Below are 21,009 nucleotides of genomic sequence, written 5' to 3'. Positions count from 1 at the left end.
GCCATGAACCGGGAGCGCTCAGCGCCGCTGCTGCGGCTGGTCCTCTATCGGGTCGCCATCATCACGGCGTTCCTGGTGATGGCGGGACAGCTATGGCGGCTGCAGATCGATCAGGGCGCCATGTACCGCGTCCTGGCCGATCGCAACCGGTTCCGCCAGGTGACGGTGCCCGGCCCCCGCGGCGTGATGTACGATCGCAACGGCCACATGCTGGTGCGCAATCGCCCCTCCTTCGCCGTCGCCATCGTCCCTGCCGATCTGCCCGATGACGAGGAGGAGGCCTCTGCCGTGATCCACCGCCTGGCGGAGATGCTGGGCGCGCCGGCCAAGCCCACTCGCGAGAATCAGCAGATCCCTCCCATCGGCAACGCGCTCCCTCGCTTTCGGCTGCTGCTCAGCGAACAGGAGATGCACGAATACGTGGAGCGCGCCCGATGGGGCAGCGCCTACCGCCCAATCCCTGTCGCCACGCAGGTGGACCGGGATCTGGCCTTCCAGATCGAGGAGATGCGCCACGTGCTCCCGGGCGTGCACCTCATCGTCGAGCCGGTCCGGGAGTACATCGCCGGATCGCTGACCGCCCACATCCTGGGATACATGGGGCCTATCCCAGAAGCGGAGGCGGAAGCCTACAAGGAAAAGGGGTACAACCCTAACGACCTGGTGGGGCTGGCCGGGCTGGAGTACACTTATGAGTCCGAGCTCCGTGGGCGGGCCGGCAGCCGATACATCGAGGTGGACGTCTTCGGCCGGGAGATCCGTACGGTCGCCGAGGTCTCTCCGCCGGTGCCCGGGCACAACCTGACGCTGACCATCGATCTGGCGCTGCAGACGGCCATGGAGGCCGCGTTACGCAAGGGGCTGGAGAAAGCCGGATCCAGATCGGGGGTCGCCATCGCCATGAACCCCAAGACGGGGGAGATCCTGGGGATGGTCAGCCTCCCCTCGTACGATAACAACCTGTTCGCCCGGGGCATCAGCATGGAGGACTACACGGCGCTGTTGAACGATCCCGCCCGCCCCCTGGTGAACCACGCCATCAGCGGGCTCTACCCGCCCGGGTCCACGTTCAAGATCATCCCCGCCGCCGCCGCCCTGGAGGAGGGGATTATCACCCCGAAAACGAAGGTGCACGACGAGGGGATCCTGTGGCTCCCCAACCAGTACTTCCCGGACGATCCCTCCCAGGCCCAGCCCTTCTACTGCTGGATCTACAAATACGGGCGGGGCCATGGAGACGTCAACGTCACCGCCGCCCTGGCCGTCTCCTGCGATGTATTCTTCTACGTCGTGGCCGGGGGATACAAGGAGTTCCGGGGCCTGGGCGAACCTCTGCTCGCCTACTACACCCGGGAGTTCGGCCTGGGAGAGCTGTCGGGCATCGATCTGCCGGCCGAGAACCCGGGGCTGGTGCCGGACGCCCGCTGGAAGCGCATCACCCTGGCCGAGACATGGGTCACGGGCGATACGTACAACATGGCCATCGGCCAGGGGTTCGTGCTGGCCACCCCCCTGCAGATCCTGAACGCGACCGCGGCGGTCGCCAACGGAGGCTATCTGTACCGACCGCAGCTTGTATACCGGATCACCGATGCCGACGGGCGTGTTGTGCGTGAGTTCCAGCCGTACCTGATCCGACAGCTCCCCATCTCCCCGGAGAACCTGGAGATCGTGCGACAGGGGATGTACGGCGCCGTACACTGGCCAGGCGGGACGGGCCACCTGGGCGACGTCCCCGGGCTGGAGGTGGCCGGGAAGACGGGCACGGCCGAGTTCCCCGGCGAGCGAGATGAGAAGGGGAATCTGCCCACCCACGCCTGGTTTACGGCCTTTGCCCCATATCAGGACCCCGAGATCGCCGTAGTCGTGTTCGTCGAGGACGGCGGCGAGGGCTCCGAGATCGCCGCGCCGGTGGCAGCCGAGATCCTGCGTGCCTACTTTTACCCCTCGGTCCCCGGCGGCCCCGTCGAGCCAGAGGCCACGCCGCAAACGCCGGCAGGAGGGCGCAGGCCATGAACGAAAGGCGGATGTGGCGTGACTTCGACTTCATCCTGCTGGTGGTCGTGTTGCTGTTGATGACCTACGGCGTGGCCATGATCCGATCCACCACCATGAACTCGACCAACCTGCAGGACCTCCCACGCCGCCAGCTCATCTACGGCATCGCCGGGCTGGGCATCATGCTGACGCTGGCCCTGATCGACTACCGGATCCTATGTAGCCTGCAGAAGCCCATCTACCTGGTGTTGGTCGGCCTCCTGCTGGCCGTGGACGCCATCGGGGTGACCATGGGAGGCGCGCAGCGTTGGATCGACCTGGGCATCATCCCCCTACAGCCATCGGAGTTCAGCAAAGTCCTCATCATCCTGGTCATGGCACGTTTCCTGGCCGACCACGAGGCACAGATGAGACGGCTTCTCTACGTGATCCTGGCGCTGCTCCTGCTGGCGCCCCCCGTCGTCCTCATCTACCTGGAGCCAGATCTGGGTACGGCCATCTCGGTGGCCGCCATCGGGAGCATCATGATCCTGATGAGCGGAATGCGCCTGTTCCACGTGGCAGCCCTGGGGGCCATGGGGATCGCTGCCGTCCCGGTCGTGTGGATGTCCCTGGAGGACTACATGCGGGACCGGGTCCTCCTCTTTTTGTACCCGGAGAGCGATCCAGCCGGAAGCTACAACGTCTATCAGGCGCTGATCAGCATCGGCTCAGGGGGATGGCTCGGAAAGGGATACGGACAGGGGACGCAAAGCCAGCTACACTTCCTCATGGTGCGCCACACCGACTTCATCTTCTCCGTGATCGCCGAGGAGCTTGGCTTCGTGGGCGCCGTCCTCCTGATGTTCCTCTTCCTCGTCCTGTTGCTCCGCCTGATTCGCATCGCGGAGCGCGCCCGTGATCCGCTGGGCCGGTCCATCGCCGTAGGGGTCGCCACGCTGATCTTCTTCCAAAGCGTGGTGAACATCGGAATGAACCTCCGGCTGATGCCGGTGACCGGCATCCCTCTGCCATTCGTCAGCTACGGCGGAAGCTCCCTCATCACCATGCTCATGGCCATCGGGCTGGCCGAGAGCGTCGCCCTCCACCGCCGTAAGATCGAGTTCTGATCTTCGCAAGCGGAAGTGTTCATTGTATAATTCCCGTGATCGGCCCCATCGCCTGTCGGAGGCGAACGCTCAGGCACCGAGCGCGCTCCCAGGCGACGCGGCGTCACATCCCCCGGAAGACGAACGTGAATTCACCGTCATAAGCGGAGCGAAGGGAGATACCGCACTATGCCCGTTATGAACCTGTGGCGAGAGCTACCGCCAGGGCCGGACGTGCCCAACGTGATCTACGTCGTCGTGGAGATCCCCCGGCGCTCACGGAACAAGTATGAATACGACGAACAAGGCGGATTCATCAAACTGGATCGGGTGTTATACTCATCCCTTCACTACCCAGGGGACTATGGCTTCATCCCCCGCACGTTGCACGACGACGGCGATCCACTGGATGTCCTGGTGATGACCAACGAGCCGACCTTCTCCGGCTGCGTCATCGAGGCCCGACCACTGGGCATCTTTCATCTGGAGGATCGCGGCAAGCTGGATGACAAGATCCTGGCCGTACCCCACACGGATCCCCTGTTCGACGGCTACCATTCGCTCGAAGACCTTCCCTCCCACTTCCTGGATGAGGTGGCGCATTTCTTCAGCGTCTACAAGGACCTGGAGCAGGTCGAGGTCAAGCCGCTGGGATGGGAGGGGCTCCAGCGCGCCCATGCGGAGATCGAGCGGGCGATCCAGATGTACGTCCAGACGCTGCGAACCATGCGATAGGAGATGCGCATGAGCTACGATGTGGTGTTCATCGGCCACTTCGCCAAGGATAAGATCGTCGTTGGATCCCAGGTGCAGATCTCATCCGGGGGTTCCGTCTATTACGGCGCCGTCGCCCTGGCCCGGCTGGGCTATCGGGTCGCCATCATCACCCGCCTGCATCCGGATGACTTCCCCCGGCTGGAGGAGGTGCGAGAGGCCGGCGTGGAGGTCTATGCCACGCCGGCGCCGGAGACATCCGGCATCGAAAACACATACCTGACCCCCGACATGGACCGACGACTCTGCCGTCCGCTGGGGTTCGCCGGCCCCTTCCGCCCGGAGGATATCCCCGACGTGAAGGCCCGGGTGTGGCTGGTCGGCCCCATCATCGCTGGAGAGGTGAGCCTGGATCTGCTCGAAAAGCTCGTCGGCCGTGGCACCGTGGCCCTGGACGTCCAGGGGTTTGTGCGTGTGCCCCGAGGCGACGACCTGGTCTCCATCGACTGGCCGGAAAAGGAGCGAGGGTTGGCGCTGGTCGATGTGCTCAAGCTGGATCAGGCCGAGGCAGAGGTGCTCACGGGGCAGGATGATCCCCGGCAGGCGCTGGTGGAGCTGGCCCGATACGGGCCCCGAGAGCTGCTCCTCACCCGTGCCGATGGGGCCCTGCTCTACGCCGATGGCAAATTCTACGAGGCCCCCTTCCGGCCCCGCTCGCTGGAGGGCCGCACGGGGCGAGGGGATACCTGCTTCGCCACCTACGTCGCCAGGCGGCTGTCAGCGCCCCCAGGCGAGGCGCTTCGCTTTGCAGCGGCTGTCACGTCGCTGAAGATGGAGCGCCCGGGGCCATTCCACGGCACCCTGGCCGATATCGAGGCATACCTGGCAAACGCGGCGGAGGATTCGGGATAGCACCGGACACGAGCAACGAGGAGGAGGAAGCATCGTGGAATTCACAGAACTGATCGCCAGGCGCTACAGCGTGCGGGCCTACAAGCCTGACCCGGTGGAGGAAGAGAAGCTGCAACAGGTCCTGGAGGCCGCCCGACTGGCACCGACGGCGGCCAACCGGCAGCCTTTCCGCCTCATCGTGATCCACACATCCGGCCGGGAGGCGGAACTCAAGCGCATCTACGATCGAGATTGGTTCGTGCAGGCGCCGCTGGTCATCTGCGCCTGCGCTGTGCCCGCCGAGGGGTGGGTGCGCAGGGATGGCAAACGTTATACCGATGTGGATGTCGCCATCGTCATGGACCACCTGGTGCTGGCCGCCACAAACGTCGGGCTGGGAACCTGTTGGATCGCAGCGTTCGATCCCGACGCAGCTCGAGAGGTGCTGGGCCTGCCCGACGACGTGGAACCCATCGCGCTCACGCCGCTGGGATATCCAGCCGACTCCCCGCGGCCCAAGGAGCGTAAGCCGTTATCCGAGCTGGTGAAATACGAACGGTGGTGACGCACGACCACACGCCAGGATTCTCCCCTTCAAAAGGCACGAAAACACGGTAGGGGACGCACGGTTGTGCGTCCCCTACCGTTCGTTTCGCAAGGCCAGACGCCATCTTCTCGCTGTTCACACCTGATCAGGACGCCTGGCTCTTCTCCTCAGTGCGGTCCGTGGCCGGAGGAGGCTCGATGGAAAGAGCGGAGATCTCCGCCCGCCATTCGGGCGTCATGGGCACCTCCAGCGCCTTCAGCGACGGCTCCAGCTGCTCCAGGTTGCGGGCGCCAATGATGGGCGCCGTGACGGCCGGATGTGACATCACCCAGGCAACCGCCAACGAAACCGGGTGCACGCCCCGCTCCCGGGCATGCGCCACGAAGCGCTCGGCGATCTCGTAATAGATCGGGTCGCCGTACCGCTTCTGGTACATGGGGTTTTCCACCAACCGGCCCTGCTTCGGGCGCTGCTTCGTGCCATACTTGCCGGTCAACAGGCCACCGCCCAGCGGGCTATAGGGCACCACACCCAACTGCTCCGATTGGGCCAGCGGCAGGATCTCCACCTCCGCCTGGCGCTTGACCAGATTGTACATGGGCTGGATGCACACGAACTTCGCCAGCCCCTCCCGCTCGGAGATGCCCAGCGCTTTGGCGATCTGCCACGCAGCCCAATTGCTCACCGCCGGATACAAGATCTTTCCCTGGCGCACCAGGTCATCCAACGCCCGCAACGTCTCCTCCATGGGCGTCCCCGGATCGTCATGATGCACGTAATACACGTCGATCCAATCGGTCCCCAGCCGCTTCAAACTCGCCTCGACGGCCAGCATGATATGGCGCCGGGAAAGTCCTCTGGCGTTCACATCCTCACCGACCGGGAAATACACCTTCGACGCCAGCACGATCTCCTCACGGCAATCCCGGATCAGCCGGCCTAGGATCTCCTCGGAGCGGCCGCCAGCGTACACGTTCGCCGTATCGAAGAAGTTGATGCCGAGCTCACGGCAGCGATGGAACATCGCCGCCGAGGTCTCCTCGTCCGCCTCCGCCCCAAACGACATCGTGCCCATACACAGGCAGGAAACCTGCACCCCCGTTCGCCCCAATGTCCGGTACTCCATCCATAGACCTCCTTTGCGTGAAAGAATCCGGCGGGAACTCTCCCCTATCCTAGACAACCCCTCGAAAGCTGTCAAGCGAGCTGGACATCTCCAACATGACCTGTCAGCTTTTCACCACAAGGCCGCCCAACCGGCCAGCGCTATCCACACGATCACAACGCAAGTGCGGGGAATGCCGAGCACCGGCACGAAGAGCACCACCCCCAGCAGCGCGCCCAAGCATCCGCCCAACAGGTCGGCCCCGTATAACACGCCCACCGCGTGACTTGCCCTCCCTCGCATGAGCGCCACGGCGAACGGGAAGGAGATCCCCCCAATCCCGCCCGCCCACAAAGCCAGCAGCGGGAAGAGGACGGGCACAGGGGGCATCCAGGAGAGGAGTCCCAGGAGAACGCCGCCGTAAACGGCCATGGCCAGCTGGGTCATCATAAACGCTCGTCTGAAAGCCCTCTCCCCCGCCTCCGTGGAGCGCCATCGCAATACCAGCCGGTGCCCCGCCTCGGCCCCGAGCGCCAGTCCGGCCATGAACGCCATCACGATCAGGCTGATCTCGGCGTACACGTAGCCGTGCAACACCTGGAAGGTAAACAGGATCACCACCTCCAATACCATCTCCACCAGCCCGACGCCGGCCACGGCGATTGGGACCGCCCACCCGCGCCGCCAACGGGCCAATCCCACGACCAACGCCAGGGGGATGATCACCCACCCCAGATTGACCACCCCCGCGCTCTCGAAGATCCCGCGCAGGCTCGGGTAAAACAGAGAAAGCCACAGCGCCAAATCATAGTAATAACAGATCGGAACCAGATCCCTGTTGACCCGCACCCCCTGCGTCGACTCTAACTCCCGTCGCACCTGCAGGAATCGATCGGTGGTGAAGATGTACTCGATGTAGGCCGGCGTCACCCAGCGCGTCTCGATCCCACGAGCGGCCAGCCGGGAGACCAGAAGGCCCGGATCCGTCGGCAGCGGGGCCCCCGAGGCGAGGAAGAAATTGTGCTCGCCGGGCAACACCACCACCTCCGGGAAGACCGCCCGCAACGTCCAAAAGATGCTCCCATTGCGCCGGGCCAGCTCCGGGCTCCAATAGTTCTCCGCCGAGGGAAGCCCCAGGGCGAAGATGCCGCCCGGGGCCAGGATTCGGCGCACCTCCTCAAAGAACTCGAGCGTATAGAAGCGGTTCAGAGTGCCGGTGGACGGCTCGGGCAGATCCAGGATCACCACGTCAAAGGCCCGAGGAGTGGTCTTCACGTACAGCCGGCCATCGGTCAGGGCCAAGATCACCCGGGGATCCTCCAGAACGGCGGCGTCTTCAGAGGGCAGATATCTCCGAGCAGCCTCGATCAACAGCGGATCCAACTCCACGTAGACCGCCTCGTCGATGGGATGCTTGAGGGCCTCGCGCAGGTCTCCGGCTACCCCTCCCCCAATGAGCAGAACGCTTTGAGGATTGGGATGGGCGAGCAGGGGGAAATGGATGACCTCCTCCGGAAACGTGCTTTGGGTTTCAAAGGACAGCAAGCCATTCTGGAAGAAGATCCGCTGCCCGTCCCGAGCCTGGATGATGAGACGGCCGTAGGGAGAATCCGCGGCGAAGGCCAGATCGGGCCATTGCCAGCGAAGGGTGGCATCGTGCAGCACGGGCCCCAGGGAGAGAGCCACGACAATCAAGACGGCGAGGACGGCCAACGGGATAAGGCGGCGCAATGGATGGGAGAGACCGGGGAGATGAGAGGCAAGCAGAGTCATCGCCACGGTCAGGTTGACGGCGCCGACGAGCAAAGCGGTCTGAAAGGGATCGAGCCAACGGATGAAGAGGAAGCTGAAGAGCGCCCCGCCGACGACCGAACCGATGCTCTCCCAGGCATAGGATCGGCCCGCTGATCCGCCTCTTTCGATGATCCACCGCGCCCCCAACGTGAACAGCGAGCCCGTCACCAGGCACAAGGGAGCCACGATCAGGATCACGGCGGCCACCATCGGGCCGAACTCCACGAAGGCGCCCGGCGTGACCCCGAGCAAGGCCCGCACATCACGCACCCATGCGATCTGCGCCGGGAACAACACCGCAGCGAACGCCATCCCCGCCGCAAACGCCTCGATCCCTCTCCAGCGGCGCGCCACCCACCGGGCCAGCCCCCATGCTCCGACCGCCCCCCACGCCAGCCAGGCCATGAGCACGATCCCAAAGAGCAGCTCATTGCCATAGAAGGTAGCGAAGAGCTCCCGCATCAACACGATCTGGGCGACGGTCGACGTAAAGCCAACGGCAGCCAGGGCACCACGCATTCGCCCTATCCTCCCCGCAAGATAGCGGAATCTCGACAGAGGCGTGATAGCCAGCCTATCCCTCACCCACCCGTCCCTCGCCCTAATGATGCACGGGATCAGGTCGGTCGTCAACACCGATCGTGAAGTCGAAACGAGAGGGTTTCCACTGAGAGGTCGTGTCCCCAAAGCCTCCTCGTCGTATCCCCACACGAACAGGATATACGTCCCCCGAGCGATCCGCTATTGGGGGTTCGCCGGGATCATGGTATACTTGGTTTACCGGCATTCCCCGCCACGCATGCCCGGAGAAGACCATGCCACCTGCCCATATCCTGTTGGTAGATGACGACGCGCTCCTGCGCCAAAGCCTGGCCTTCAACCTGGAGCAGGCCGGTTATCAGGTCAGCACAGCCGCCAGCGCGGAGGATGCGTTGGCCCTCGCCCATCGTACCCCACCGGACCTGGTCCTTCTGGACATCGGGCTGCCGGGCATGGATGGCCTGGAGGCCCTGCGACATTTCCAGGAGCACCTCGGCATCCCGGTGATCTTCCTCACCGCACGTCGGCGTGAGCTGGATGAAGTGCTGGGCCTGGAGCTGGGGGCCGACGACTACATCACCAAGCCCTTCGATCTGGATGTGCTTCTGGCGCGCATCAAAGCCGTCCTGCGCCGGGCCCGCTCATCGGAATCTCCGCCCCGGGAGCCGGCGCCGCTCGTGGTTGGGGACCTGGAGATCGATCCGGCCGCCCACACGGTCACGGTGGCGGGCCGCCCCGTCGATCTCTCCCCCCGTGAGTTCGATCTGCTGTACACCCTGGCGCTGGAGGCCGGCCACGTAGTCTCCGTGGACGATCTCCTGGCCCGTGTGTGGGGGTCCGAGTACGCGGGGGAATCCCAGGTGGTCTACGTGCACATTCGCTGGTTGCGGGAGAAGCTCGAGGAGACGCCCAACCATCCTCGCCGTATCCTCACGATACGAGGGGTGGGCTATAAACTGGAGCCGCAGGAGGCCTGATGCTACGCACATTACGCCAGCGGTTCATCCTCAGCCATGTGCTTCCCCTGCTCGTCCTCATCCCCATCATGGGCATCGCGCTCATCTACACCCTGGAAACGCAAATCGTCCTGGCCAACCTCTCCGGCGAACTGGCCGGCCAGGCGGTCCTGATCGCCGAGCTGGCCGCCGCACAGCCGAACCTCTGGGACGACCCGGCGGAGGCGCAGAAGTTCGTAGATCGCATCAGCTCCCGGGTGAAGGCACGGCTGATGCTGTTGGATCGAAGCGGGCGCCTGTTGGCCTCCAGCGACCCCGCCGATACGGAATCGCTCGGGCAACCCATCGACCTGCCCGGCCTGTCCGACGTCCTATCGGGCGAGATCAACGTGCGGACCTCATACAGTCGCCACCTTCGTGCGGAGATAGCCGACGTCCTGGTCCCCGTCCCGGGCCCAGATCAACAGGTCGTCGGAGCCATACGCCTGACCTACCATCTGGCCTCCGTCTACGAGCGATTCCTGCGCATGCGTTCCCTCGTCGTCATGGTGCTGGCGGCAGGGCTCCTTCTGGGCGCCATCATCGGATGGATCCTGGCCCTAAACCTGGAGCGCCCCTTGAGGAACGTGACCCAGGCCGTCTACCAGCTGGCCGCCGGACAGCGGACCACCCCGCTCCCCGAACAGGGACCACAGGAGATCCGCCTGCTGGTTCACGCCTTCAACACGCTGGTGGAGCGCCTGCGCACCCTGGAGGAGATCCGCCACCGGCTGCTGTCCAACCTCATACACGAGCTGGGACGCCCATTGGGCGCTCTCCACTCGGCCATCCAGGCGCTGCTCAGGGGCGCAGATCAGGACCCTGCCCTGCGGCATGACCTGTTGACGGGCATGGAGGGCGAGCTGAATCACCTGCAACGCCTGCTGGACGATCTGGCCCTGCTCCACGATCAGGTGGTGGGCACCCTGGAGCTGGATCGCCGCCCGATCGCCCTGAGCGAGTGGCTTCCCCAGGCGCTATCTCCCTGGAAGGCGGCCGCCCAGGAGAAAGGGCTCCGCTGGGAGGATCGGATGCCGGCCGAGCTGCCCGTCGTGGAGGCCGATCCCGATCGGCTGGCCCAGGCGCTGGGGAACCTGCTCAGCAACGCCATCAAATACACGCCCCCCGGGGGCACCATCGCCGTTCACTCCGGCGTCGAGGATGGGAGCATATGGATCCGGGTAAGCGACACCGGACCTGGCATCCCGCCGGAGGAACTGGAGCATATCTTCACCCCCTTCTACCGCAGCCATACCCACGCCCGCTTCCCACAAGGCATGGGATTGGGACTGAGCATCGCGCGGGACCTGATCACCGCCCACGGCGGCCGGCTGGAGGTGGACAGCGCCCCCGGCCAGGGCAGCCGCTTCACCCTCTGGCTGCCCCTCAGCCCAGCAGAGGATACCCCTGATGATGATCAGACCCCGACATAGCCATCTCCCCATGCGCCTCCACGAATAAGTTCCCTCACCTGCCGCTCCTCCGCGCTCGCAGAATCTTAGAGCGGTCTGAAAATTTACCGGCACGGTGTCTGAGGGGTCTCCCTCAACGACCAGCTCCACAGGGAATGGCGTGGAGGGGATCTCCCCTCCACGGAAACCTCTTTTTTCCTGCCTGCACCTGCCTTTCTCGGCCCTTTCCAAAGGGCTCAGGCCGAGGCCAGGCAGGTTGAAGGCAGAAGAAGGGCTTTTTCCGGAGGGGCCCCGCTCCTCCGGGCCTCCCCACGGCAGAAGCAACGGCGTTTCTCAGATACATTCTTAAGGTTCGCTTAAGGTCCCCGTCAGATTCCCATAAGGACGTTTGGGCTCTTCTGAGCCATGCTAATAAGCGAGGCAACGCTCCCCCGTTCGCTTAAGAATTCATTGTAAGGACTCATTCCATGCCATCTGTGCACGCAGCACCCCTTCTACTCAGCATCCTGGTAGGGCTGTTGCTTAGCTTCATCGCCTGGGGCTTCTTCCGGGTCCAGGGCCACGACACCAGCGACACCCTGGTCAAGCCGCGTGACGATATCCTCCTGGGGCTGTTGGTGCTGGCCGCCTTCGCTCTGGGAGTGTTCGTAACCTATGTGTTGTTGATCACCGACCTTTGAGGGCGAAACCCAATCGGCCCGCAGGACAACGGGGGAACACCCCGGGAAATCTCACGGAGGGAATCATGGCAGAGCAGAACGAACAGCAAACCACATCAAATCCACCCATCCCGGACAAGTGCGCACACTGTCGTTTCCTGGACAAGGAACACGACCATCTGGCCCAAACGACCCACCTGTACTGTCGGGCGCCCTGGTGGCATCCCAAGCGATGGACCTGCGCCCTGCCGCCTGGGGTGGCCAGAGCCTGACGCACGCAGATGAGATCCGCAGACCACAACGACCACATATAGCCGAAGAAGCAGGCTGCACCCTGCGCTGATCGCGCAGGGGACGAGGACGCCGGAGCACATTCCGGTCACGGGAAAGGGGACAAGGGAGGAAGCATGTTTGAACGATTGAGTCAGGAAGGCAAGAAGGACGTACATACGTTGATCAGGACCCTGGCCGATGATGACGGCTGGGCGCGTGAGGAAGCGCGGGAAGCCCTGGTCGCACTGGGGAAGCCGGCGGTAGCCCCTTTGATTGCGGCGCTCTCGGCTCCCAACGACCACATGCGTTGGGAGGCCACCAAGGCCTTGAAAGAGATCGCCGACCCGACGGCGGCATCGGCATTGGTGAAGGCCCTGGAGGATGAAAACGGCGGCACCCGCTGGCTGGCCGCCGAGGGGCTGATCGCCATCGGGCTCGCCGGGCTCCCCCCCTTGCTGCAAACCCTGGCGGAGCATCCCCAATCGGCCTGGCTACGGGACGGGACCCATCACGTGCTCCACGCCCTATCCGAAATGGGCTATCGAGACGAGGTGGCGCCGGTGTTGAAGGCGTTAGAGAGCATCGACCCGACCACGGAGATCCCGGAGGCCGTGGACACCGTCCTGCGCAGGCTGGCGCAATCTGCGGACCTGAACACAGGGGAGAAGGCCGGCGACGGCCATTGAGAGGGCCGAGGATCCTCAAGGCCAGCCCGGCCTTTGCGCTCACGCACGAACACTCGCCCTACATATTGCGATACCATCGACGCAAGCAACAATATGTAGGGCGAGTGTTTTGTTGTCAGCCACACGAACAGGCACTTCTTTAAGTTCTCTTAAGCCAGCCTTTATACGGGCATAAAGACGGGGCACCCCGGCACGGTTATCATGAGGTAGGCTGTTACCCATTTCACGACAGGAGATCACGACGATGGACATCCCAGTGAATGCAGAAGTGCATTGCGTTGATGGCCCTTGCGGCCATGTGACCAGTGTGATCGTGAACCCCACCAATTGGGAGATCACCCACCTGGTGGTGAAGGAGAAGCGGTTCCCGCATACGGAGCGCCTAGTCAGCATCGACGAGGTGGTGGAGTCCACCCCTCGCCTGGTACGACTGCGCTGCACCGCTCAGGAGCTATCCGCCATGGATCCCTTCATCGAGACGCAGTTCATCCGTGCGGAGGCGCCCGAGTACACGGGCGGGCCGTATCTGATGTGGCCCTATGTCGTCCCGGAGGACCTGACCGTGCGGCTGGAGACCGAACATATCCCCCCGGGCGAGCTGGCCGTGCACCGGGGAGACCACGTGGAGGCCACCGACGGACGCGTGGGGCGCATCGATGAGTTCCTGGTCGACCCGGCGAACGGCCACATCACCCATCTCGTGCTACGGGAGGGTCACCTCTGGGGGCAGAGGGACGTGACCATCCCCGTCTCGGCCATCGACCGCATAGAGGAGGACACCGTCTACCTGAAGTTAGACAAGCGAAGCATTGAAGCGCTGCCGACGATCCCGATCCGCAGAAGATGAGGGATCGCTCTCGGGGCACATCCGGTGCGTCGGCGAAACGGGAGGTCATATCCATGATGTCCCATCAACCGGTTCATGAGGAGAAGGAGCGATGATGGAGAAGAGCAAACAAAAGCAGGACTCGTCGGCGTCCTCGGCCGACATGTCCCACATGGCCGGCGACCAAGCCGCAGCCTTATCACTGGAGGAGCTGCTGGCACGCCTCAACGCCTCAACGGATGGCCTCAGCCAGGCGGAGGCACAGCGCCGGCTTACCCAATACGGCTACAACGAGCTTCCCGAGGAGAAGGGCAACCCTATCCTGAAGTTCCTTTCCTACTTCTGGGGGCCGATCCCCTGGATGATCGAGATCGCCGCCGTCCTGTCCGCACTGGTGCATCATTGGGAGGACTTCGGCATCATCCTGGCCCTCCTGTTGATGAACGCCGTCGTGGGCTTCTGGGAGGAGTACCAGGCCGGGAACGCCATCGCGGCGCTCAAGGAGAAGCTGGCGCTGAAGGCCCGGGTGAAACGAGATGGCACATGGACGACGATCCCGGCGCCGGAACTCGTGCCTGGTGACATCATCCGGCTGCGCATCGGCGACATCGTGCCCGCCGACGTCCGCCTGCTAGAGGGCGACCCAATCACCGTGGATCAGTCCGCCCTCACCGGCGAGTCCCTCCCCGTCACGCACAAGCCGGGGGACAGCGTCTACTCCGGCTCGATTATCAAACAGGGAGAGATCGACGCTCTGGTCTACGCCACCGGAAAGGACACCTACTTCGGCAAAACGGCCCATTTGGTGGAAACCGCCCACACCGTCAGCCACTTCCAGCGCGCCGTCCTGAAGATCGGCGATTACCTGATCGTGCTGGCCCTGGCGCTGGTGATCCTGATCCTCTCGGTCGCCCTATTCCGAGGCGACAACATGCTCACCACGCTGCAGTTCGCCCTGGTGTTGACCGTGGCCGCGGTGCCCGTGGCCATGCCCGCCGTCCTATCGGTCACCATGGCCGTCGGAGCCAGGCTGCTGGCTCGGAAGCAGGCCATCGTCAGCCACCTGGCCGCCATCGAGGAGTTGGCCGGTATCGACATCCTGTGCTCCGATAAGACCGGCACACTGACGGAGAACAAGCTGACGCTGGGCGACCCATACTGTGTGGAAGGGGAAAGCCCGGACCAGGTGATCTTCTACGCGGCGCTGGCCTCCCGGGCGGAGGACCAGGATACCATCGATCTGGCTGTCCTTGGCGGCCTAAAGGACCCGCAACAGCTGAGCAAATACCATGTGATCCACTTCCGCCCCTTCGATCCCGTCCACAAGCGAACGGAGGCCACCGTGAAGGGGCCGGACGGGAAGACGTTTCAGGTGACCAAGGGGGCGCCCCAGGTGATCCTGGCCCTATCCGCCAACGCGGCCCGGGTGAAACTCCAGGTCGAACAGGCGGTGAACGAGTTCGCCACCCGTGGATTCCGCTCCCTGGGCGTGGCCCGCACGGACGAGAGCGGCCAATGGCAATTCCTGGGCGTGTTGCCCCTGTATGACCCACCCCGCAAGGACTCACAAGCCACCATCGAAACCGCCGAGAAGATGGGGATCAAGGTGAAGATGGTGACCGGGGATCAGATCGCTATCGCCAAAGAGATCGCCCGGCAGCTGGGCCTGGGCGCCAACATCCTGGACGCCAGCCTCTTCGCGAAAGCACGGTTCCACGAGACCGGGCAGCTCTCCGAGGCCATCGAGCAGGCCGATGGGTTTGCACAGGTCTTTCCTGAGCACAAGTACCACATCGTGGATGTGTTACAACAGCATGGGCACATCGTGGGCATGACCGGCGATGGGGTGAACGACGCGCCGGCGCTGAAAAAGGCGGATGCCGGCATCGCCGTCTCGGACGCCACGGACGCCGCCCGGGCTGCGGCGGACATCGTGCTGCTGACGCCCGGACTCTCCGTCATCATCGATGCGGTCAAGGAGAGCCGCAAGATCTTCCAACGCATGAACAGTTACGCCATCTACCGCATTGCCGAGACGATCCGGGTTCTGCTGTTCATGACCTTATCCATCCTGGTCTTCAACTTCTACCCGGTCACGGCGGTGATGATCGTCCTGTTGGCACTACTGAACGATGGCGCCATCCTGTCCATCGCCTACGATCACGTCCACTACTCCGACCAACCCGAGGCATGGAATATGCCCATCGTGTTGGGGATCGCCACGGTCCTGGGCATCGCCGGGGTGTTCGCCTCCTTCGGCCTCTTCTACCTGGGCGAGCGCGTGTTCCACCTCGACCGGCCGACGATCCAGTCCCTGATGTACCTGAAGCTGTCCGTGGCAGGGCACCTCACCATCTTCGTCACCCGCACCCGGCGCCCCTTCTGGTCCATCCGGCCCGCCCCCATCCTGCTGGGCGCGGTGGCGGGGACGCAACTCGTGGCGACGTTGATCGCCACCTACGGAATCTTCATGGCCCCCATCGGGTGGCACTGGGCGCTGGTAGTCTGGGGATATGCGCTGGCCTGGTTCCTGGTGAACGACCGGATCAAACTGGCCGCCTACCGGATCTTCGACCTGCACCAACCCAGCCTGTTGGAACACTGAGAGAGCGCCAGCCACGGGGCCATTGGAGCAACAACAACCGAGAAAGGAGCGACACCATGAAGCACGACTACTGGGACGAGGCGACCGAAAAGGCCTTCCGATCCATCTATCCGGATCCATACAGCGGGATGATCTATCAAGATCCCTTCGATGAGGTCAGGCCGGCCCTGCAGTTCGGCTGGAACCACGCCCTGGCCGATGAATATCCCGGCGAAACCTGGGAGGAGGTCGAGGAGGACCTGGAACGCGCCTGGCGAGAGGCGCACAGCCACCAGGGAGAGTGGGAGAAGATCAAGAAGCACGTGCGTGAGGCGTGGGAAAGGGCAAAGGCCGATTGGAACGGGCTGGCCGGCCGAAAGCGGGCCTCCTGACGTCCATTTGAACCTGCAGGAGAGGAGCCGAACCGTGGTCCAGGGATCGTTACGACAAACGACGCAACACCTACCCCGGCGCACGAACGCATGGTGGCGTGTGCTGCTGATCGGCCTGCTGTTCTACATCCTGGGTGTCCTGGTCCTGGGCCTGACCGGGAACCCCAACCTCTTCCCGACCGTGGTCATGCTGGGCAGCTTCATGGTCCCCGTGACCTACGTGGCCTTCTTCTATGAGCGCCGGCACCTCAGCCAGATCACCCTGCCGACGACAGCCATGAGCTTCTTCTACGGCGGGGTCCTGGGGGTCTTCGCGGCGGCACTGCTGGAGCCCCTCTTCATCCGACGCCTCGACCTGTTCACGGCCTTCACCGTCGGCCTGATCGAGGAGTTCGCCAAGATCCTGGGGGTGTTGGTGATCGCACGACGCCGGCGGCACGGCTCGGAGCTGGATGGGATCATCATCGGCGCCGCCGCCGGCATGGGGTTTGCAGCGCTTGAGAGCAGCGGGTATGCCTTCAGCGCCTTCCTCCGCAGCGGGGGCAACCTCTCCATAACCGTCATCGTGACTCTATTGCGCGGGCTGCTCTCGCCGGTGGGCCACGGCACCTGGACGGCCATTCTGGCCGGCGTCCTGTTCCGTGAAAGCAAAGGCGGACGCTTCCGCGTCAACCGGAAGGTGCTAGGGGCTTACCTGACCGTCTCCGCCCTGCATGGGCTGTGGGATGGGCTGCCCACGCTGATGGCCGTACTCCCGCTTCCCGGCCTCGATTTCTTCATCGCACAGTCCATCGTGGGCGGGATCGGCCTCTTCATCCTCTGGCGGCGATGGAACGAGGCCAAGCGGATGGCCACAGCCCAGGGCCAGCCGGTCGCCAGTTCCTGAGAGCTCAGCAGCTCATAGACCAAGGAAACGTCCGGAGAGAGACATGGCCAATCGCCACCGATTGCGCGAGCGGAGAGCCCAAGTGGCCACCCTGGCCCGTGGGGCACTGCCGGCGCTCATCACCGGCGGGGCGGGAGACGATCCGGCCGGCGTGCTGACCTACACGATGGTGGGAGCCAGCACCGGCCTCAGCCAGCTGTGGCTCCTGGTGCTCTCCACACCCATGCTGGCCGCCGCCAACAGCATGGCCGCTCGCATCGCCCTGGCGGCCAATGACGGCCTGGCGGCCATCATCGAGAGACGTTACGGACGGGCCGTGAGTTTCCTCGTCGTGCTACTGCTGGTGATCGCCAACGTCGCCACCATCGCGGCGGATACGGCCGGCGTGGCCGCCGTGCTGGCGATGCTCACCGGCATCCGCTGGGAGATCTTCGTCCCTGGCATACTGCTGGTCCTGCTCTTGATCCTGCACAAGGGATACCTCCAGGTGAAGAAGATCCTCACGGCGCTGACCGCCGTCCTGCTGACCTACGTCATAGCGGCTTTCCTCGCGCGGCCGGACTGGGGGACTGTGGCCCAGGCCACCCTACTCCCACACGTCGTGCCACGACGGGTTTGGCTGGTTGCTGCACTGGGCCTGTTGGGCACCACCATCTCCCCCTATATGCTCTTCTGGCAAGCGGGAGAGGAGGTAGAAGAGCTGCATCAGGGGATCACAATCCAGGCCTCTCGTGAAGATGCAAACGCCTGGGTGGGCATGCTCTACAGCAACCTGATCGCCTTCTTTATCATCGTGGCCGCGGCGGCCACGATCCACGCCACGGGCGGACGGATAGAGAGCGTAGCCGATGCGGCGAGGGCGCTGGCCCCCCTGGGGCGATGGGGAGAGGCCGCCTTCGTCGTGGGGCTGCTGGGCGCCGGGCTGTTGGCCCTGCCCGTACTCGCAGGCTCTACCGCCTACGCCGTAGCCGAGCTGTTCGGCTGGCCGGAGGGCCTGGGCGCTCGGGTTGCGCACGCTCGCGGCTTCTACATCGTGCTGGCGGGCAGCCTGATCGGCGGGGGGCTGATCTCCCTGTGGCCCAACTTCCGCCCGGCGGACGCCCTCTTCTACAGCCAGGTATTGGACGGCGTCCTTCTGCCCATCCTCATGCTCATGCTGCTGGTGCTTTCCAACGATGAGCGGATCGTCGGCCCGGCCCGGAACCCACGATGGGCGAACTGGGTGGCGATCCTCACCATCCTCGTCGCGCTGGCAACGGACTTCATCGCATTGCTCGGCTCATAAGCTGAGATCGATCCTCCTTAAGGGGAGCATAAAGTGAACGAACGAGCCCTCTCCGAATACCTGCACGAGATCTCCGAAACCGGCGAGGTCCGGGTGGGAATCCCCCTGCCTCTGGGAGCTCACCGGCTGGGAGACGGGGTGAACTTCGCCCTCTTCAGCCGCCATGCCACCCACGTCTACCTGGAACTCTTCGAGCGCCCTGGAGACGACGCTCCCAGCCGCGAGATCTACCTGGATCCCGTTCGCCATCGCACAGGGGACATCTGGCATGTCTGGGTGCGCGGGATCCGCCCCGGACAGCTGTACGGATATCGGGTCGACGGGCCTTACGCTCCCCAGAGTGGGCATCGGTTCAACGTCCACAAGCTGCTCCTGGACCCCTTCGCCACCGCGATCACGCACATCGCCCATTGGGACTTCACGCCCGCCCTGGGCTACGATCCCGCCTCTCCACAGCAAGACCTGTCGCCCTCCCAGGTGGATGACGCGGGGGCCATGCCCAAGTGCGTGTTCACTCACGAGCACTTCGACTGGGAGGAGGACCGTCCGCCACGCCATCCGTGGTCGGAGACGTTGATCTACGAGACCCACGTGCGAGGGTTCACCATCCACCCCAGCTCCGGCGTGCAACATCCCGGCACGTATCGGGGACTGATCGAGAAGATCCCCTACCTGCGGGATCTGGGCATTACCGCCGTGGAGCTGATGCCCGTACAGGAATTCAACGAGCATGAGCTATCACGCACCAACCCGCTCACCGGCGAGCGGCTGCGGAACTACTGGGGCTATAACCCGGCGGCCTTTCAGGCCCCCAAGGCCTCCTACGCCAGCGCCGGCGGATTGGGCCAGCAGAAGCTGGAGTTCAAAGAGATGGTGAAGGCCCTACACCGGGCAGGTATCGAGGTCATCCTGGATGTGGTGCTCAATCACACGGCGGAGGGGAACGAGATGGGCCCCACGCTCTGCCTGCGCGGCGTGGACAACGCCATCTTCTACATGCTGGAAGAGGACCGGAGATTCTACAGGGATTACACCGGCACGGGCAATACCATCAACGGCAATCATCCCGTCGTGCGAGATTTCATCCTGAGCGTGTTGCGATACTGGGTCACGGAGATGCACGTGGACGGATTCCGCTTCGACCTGGCCTCTGTGCTGGGCCGGGACGAACAGGGGAACCTACAGGCCAATGCCCCCCTCCTGGAGCGCATCGCGGAGGACCCGATCCTGCGCGATGCCAAGATCATCGCCGAGGCATGGGATGCGGCCGGCGCCTACCAGGTGGGTAGCTTCTCCGAGCGCCGCTGGGCGGAGTGGAACGGACGCTATCGAGATGAAGTGCGGCGCTTCTGGCGAGGAGATGAGGGGATGATCGGCCTTTTCGCCAGCCGCATCTGCGGCAGCGCCGACATCTATCAGCAATCGGGCAAGGGGCCCGAGTGCAGCATCAACTTCATCACCTGCCACGACGGGTTCACCCTGAATGACCTGGTGAGCTATCGCCGGAAACACAACGAGGCCAACGGGGAGGGGAACCGGGACGGCGCCGAGGAGAATTACAGCGAGAACCACGGGGTAGAGGGCGAGACGGACGACCCGACGATCGACGCCGTGCGCAGGCGACAGATCAAGAACTTCCTGCTCACGCTGTTCATCTCACGCGGCGTCCCGATGTTGCTGGGCGGGGATGAGTTTCGGCGCACCCAGCGAGGCAACAACAACGCGTACTGCCAGGACAACGAAATCAGCTGGTACGACTGGTCATTCCTGCAGCGGCATCAGGAGATCTATCGCTTCACGCGGGGGATGATCGCCTTCCGCCGCGCGCATCCCGTTTTGCGACGGGAGGAATTCTACACGGAGGCCGATATCCGCTGGTTCAGCCCGATGGGGGAGCCACCTAATTGGTCAGACCCCCGAGAAAAGCGGCTGGCCTGCCTGATCCTGGGAGAGGAGGAAGAGGACCTATATCTGATGTTCAATGCGGACGAGAACGCTACAAGCTTCGTCCTGCCCCCACCGCCACGGGGCGGCCGCTGGCATCTGGCTGTGGATACATCCCGGCCTTGCCCCCACGATCTGCATGAGGAGGGCGAGGAACCTCTTCTCGACTCGCAGGAGGCTTACCGGGTATCGTGCCGCTCCAGTGTGATTCTGATCGCCCGGGCATAATCGGTGGCGCCCCGGGAAGACGAGCAATGCGGAGGCTCTGAGAGCGTGTTTGAGGAATGCCATCGCTGGAGGCTCGGAGGGGCTCCGCCCCTCCCTGAAGTTTGGCTTTTTGGAGAAGGGACTAGTCAAAAGGGAACGCCTTGGGTAAAGTAGAGAAAGTAA

The 21,009-nt window shown here is 64.0% G+C and carries 17 protein-coding genes; 15 read left to right on the top strand and 2 right to left on the bottom strand.

All coding sequences use genetic code 11. From position 1 onward, the window contains the following. Positions 1 to 3: 3 nt before the first annotated feature. The 5 genes from mrdA to GXP39_12260 all read left to right on the top strand — a co-directional run bounded on the left by mrdA (position 4) and on the right by GXP39_12260 (position 5,256). Positions 4 to 2,016 (top strand): penicillin-binding protein 2, encoded by a 2,013-nt coding sequence (gene mrdA / locus GXP39_12280; protein NOZ28814.1) that lies wholly within the window; start codon positions 4 to 6, stop codon positions 2,014 to 2,016. Then, positions 2,013 to 3,107, top strand: a complete 1,095-nt coding sequence (gene rodA, locus GXP39_12275; protein NOZ28813.1) for a rod shape-determining protein RodA — start codon at positions 2,013 to 2,015, stop codon at positions 3,105 to 3,107. The genes mrdA and rodA overlap by 4 nt, the downstream gene beginning before the upstream one ends. Positions 3,108 to 3,284: 177 nt before the next feature. Then, a complete protein-coding gene (locus tag GXP39_12270) occupies positions 3,285 to 3,821 on the top strand; it encodes an inorganic diphosphatase (GenBank protein NOZ28812.1) in 537 nt (178 codons plus the stop codon). Positions 3,822 to 3,830: 9 nt separating this feature from the next. Further along, positions 3,831 to 4,712: a carbohydrate kinase gene (locus GXP39_12265; protein ID NOZ28811.1), complete on the top strand. Its 882-nt coding sequence runs from the start codon at positions 3,831 to 3,833 to the stop codon at positions 4,710 to 4,712. 34 nt (positions 4,713 to 4,746) lie between these two features. Next, positions 4,747 to 5,256, top strand: a complete 510-nt coding sequence (locus GXP39_12260; GenBank protein ID NOZ28810.1) for a nitroreductase — start codon at positions 4,747 to 4,749, stop codon at positions 5,254 to 5,256. Between the two features lie 127 nt (positions 5,257 to 5,383). Here GXP39_12260 and GXP39_12255 read toward each other — a convergent pair whose 3' ends face one another. Then, the gene (locus GXP39_12255) at positions 5,384 to 6,364 is read right to left on the bottom strand and encodes an aldo/keto reductase (protein ID NOZ28809.1); all 981 of its coding nucleotides are present in this window, start codon (positions 6,362 to 6,364) and stop codon (positions 5,384 to 5,386) included. Positions 6,365 to 6,475: 111 nt separating this feature from the next. Further along, complete coding sequence (locus GXP39_12250; protein ID NOZ28808.1) at positions 6,476 to 8,656, bottom strand: hypothetical protein; 2,181 nt, start codon at positions 8,654 to 8,656, stop codon at positions 6,476 to 6,478. Positions 8,657 to 8,952: 296 nt separating this feature from the next. Here GXP39_12250 and GXP39_12245 point away from each other — a divergent pair, with 296 nt between their 5' ends. From GXP39_12245 to glgX, 10 genes are all read left to right on the top strand, one after another. After that, a complete protein-coding gene (locus GXP39_12245) occupies positions 8,953 to 9,654 on the top strand; it encodes a response regulator transcription factor (GenBank protein ID NOZ28807.1) in 702 nt (233 codons plus the stop codon). Next, a complete protein-coding gene (locus GXP39_12240; protein ID NOZ28806.1) occupies positions 9,654 to 11,105 on the top strand; it encodes a HAMP domain-containing histidine kinase in 1,452 nt (483 codons plus the stop codon). Before GXP39_12245 ends, GXP39_12240 begins: the two co-directional genes overlap by 1 nt. 446 nt (positions 11,106 to 11,551) lie before the next feature. Further along, entirely contained in the window at positions 11,552 to 11,764 is a 213-nt protein-coding gene (locus GXP39_12235) for a hypothetical protein (protein NOZ28805.1), read from the top strand. Between the two features lie 65 nt (positions 11,765 to 11,829). Next, positions 11,830 to 12,015 carry a hypothetical protein gene (locus tag GXP39_12230; protein NOZ28804.1) on the top strand — a complete coding sequence of 62 codons (186 nt, stop codon included), beginning with the start codon at positions 11,830 to 11,832 and terminating at the stop codon, positions 12,013 to 12,015. A 135-nt stretch (positions 12,016 to 12,150) separates the two neighbouring features. Continuing rightward, positions 12,151 to 12,702, top strand: coding sequence for a HEAT repeat domain-containing protein (locus GXP39_12225; protein NOZ28803.1), 552 nt, complete (start codon positions 12,151 to 12,153; stop codon positions 12,700 to 12,702). Positions 12,703 to 12,946: 244 nt separating this feature from the next. Then, positions 12,947 to 13,549, top strand: coding sequence for a PRC-barrel domain containing protein (locus GXP39_12220; GenBank protein ID NOZ28802.1), 603 nt, complete (start codon positions 12,947 to 12,949; stop codon positions 13,547 to 13,549). A 142-nt stretch (positions 13,550 to 13,691) separates the two neighbouring features. After that, positions 13,692 to 16,133: a plasma-membrane proton-efflux P-type ATPase gene (locus GXP39_12215; GenBank protein NOZ28801.1), complete on the top strand. Its 2,442-nt coding sequence runs from the start codon at positions 13,692 to 13,694 to the stop codon at positions 16,131 to 16,133. Between the two features lie 198 nt (positions 16,134 to 16,331). After that, positions 16,332 to 17,390: a PrsW family intramembrane metalloprotease gene (locus GXP39_12210; protein ID NOZ28800.1), complete on the top strand. Its 1,059-nt coding sequence runs from the start codon at positions 16,332 to 16,334 to the stop codon at positions 17,388 to 17,390. A gap of 43 nt (positions 17,391 to 17,433) precedes the next feature. Next, positions 17,434 to 18,675, top strand: a complete 1,242-nt coding sequence (locus tag GXP39_12205) for a divalent metal cation transporter (protein NOZ28799.1) — start codon at positions 17,434 to 17,436, stop codon at positions 18,673 to 18,675. Positions 18,676 to 18,708: 33 nt separating this feature from the next. Further along, on the top strand, positions 18,709 to 20,847 hold the full coding sequence (gene glgX / locus GXP39_12200) for a glycogen debranching protein GlgX (GenBank protein NOZ28798.1): 2,139 nt from the start codon (positions 18,709 to 18,711) through the stop codon (positions 20,845 to 20,847). Positions 20,848 to 21,009: the final 162 nt, after the last annotated feature.

The organism is Chloroflexota bacterium (genome assembly GCA_013152435.1).
In the GTDB taxonomy this organism is placed as follows: Bacteria; Chloroflexota; Anaerolineae; order DUEN01; family DUEN01; genus DUEN01.
This window is presented reverse-complemented; position numbering and strand designations above follow the sequence as displayed.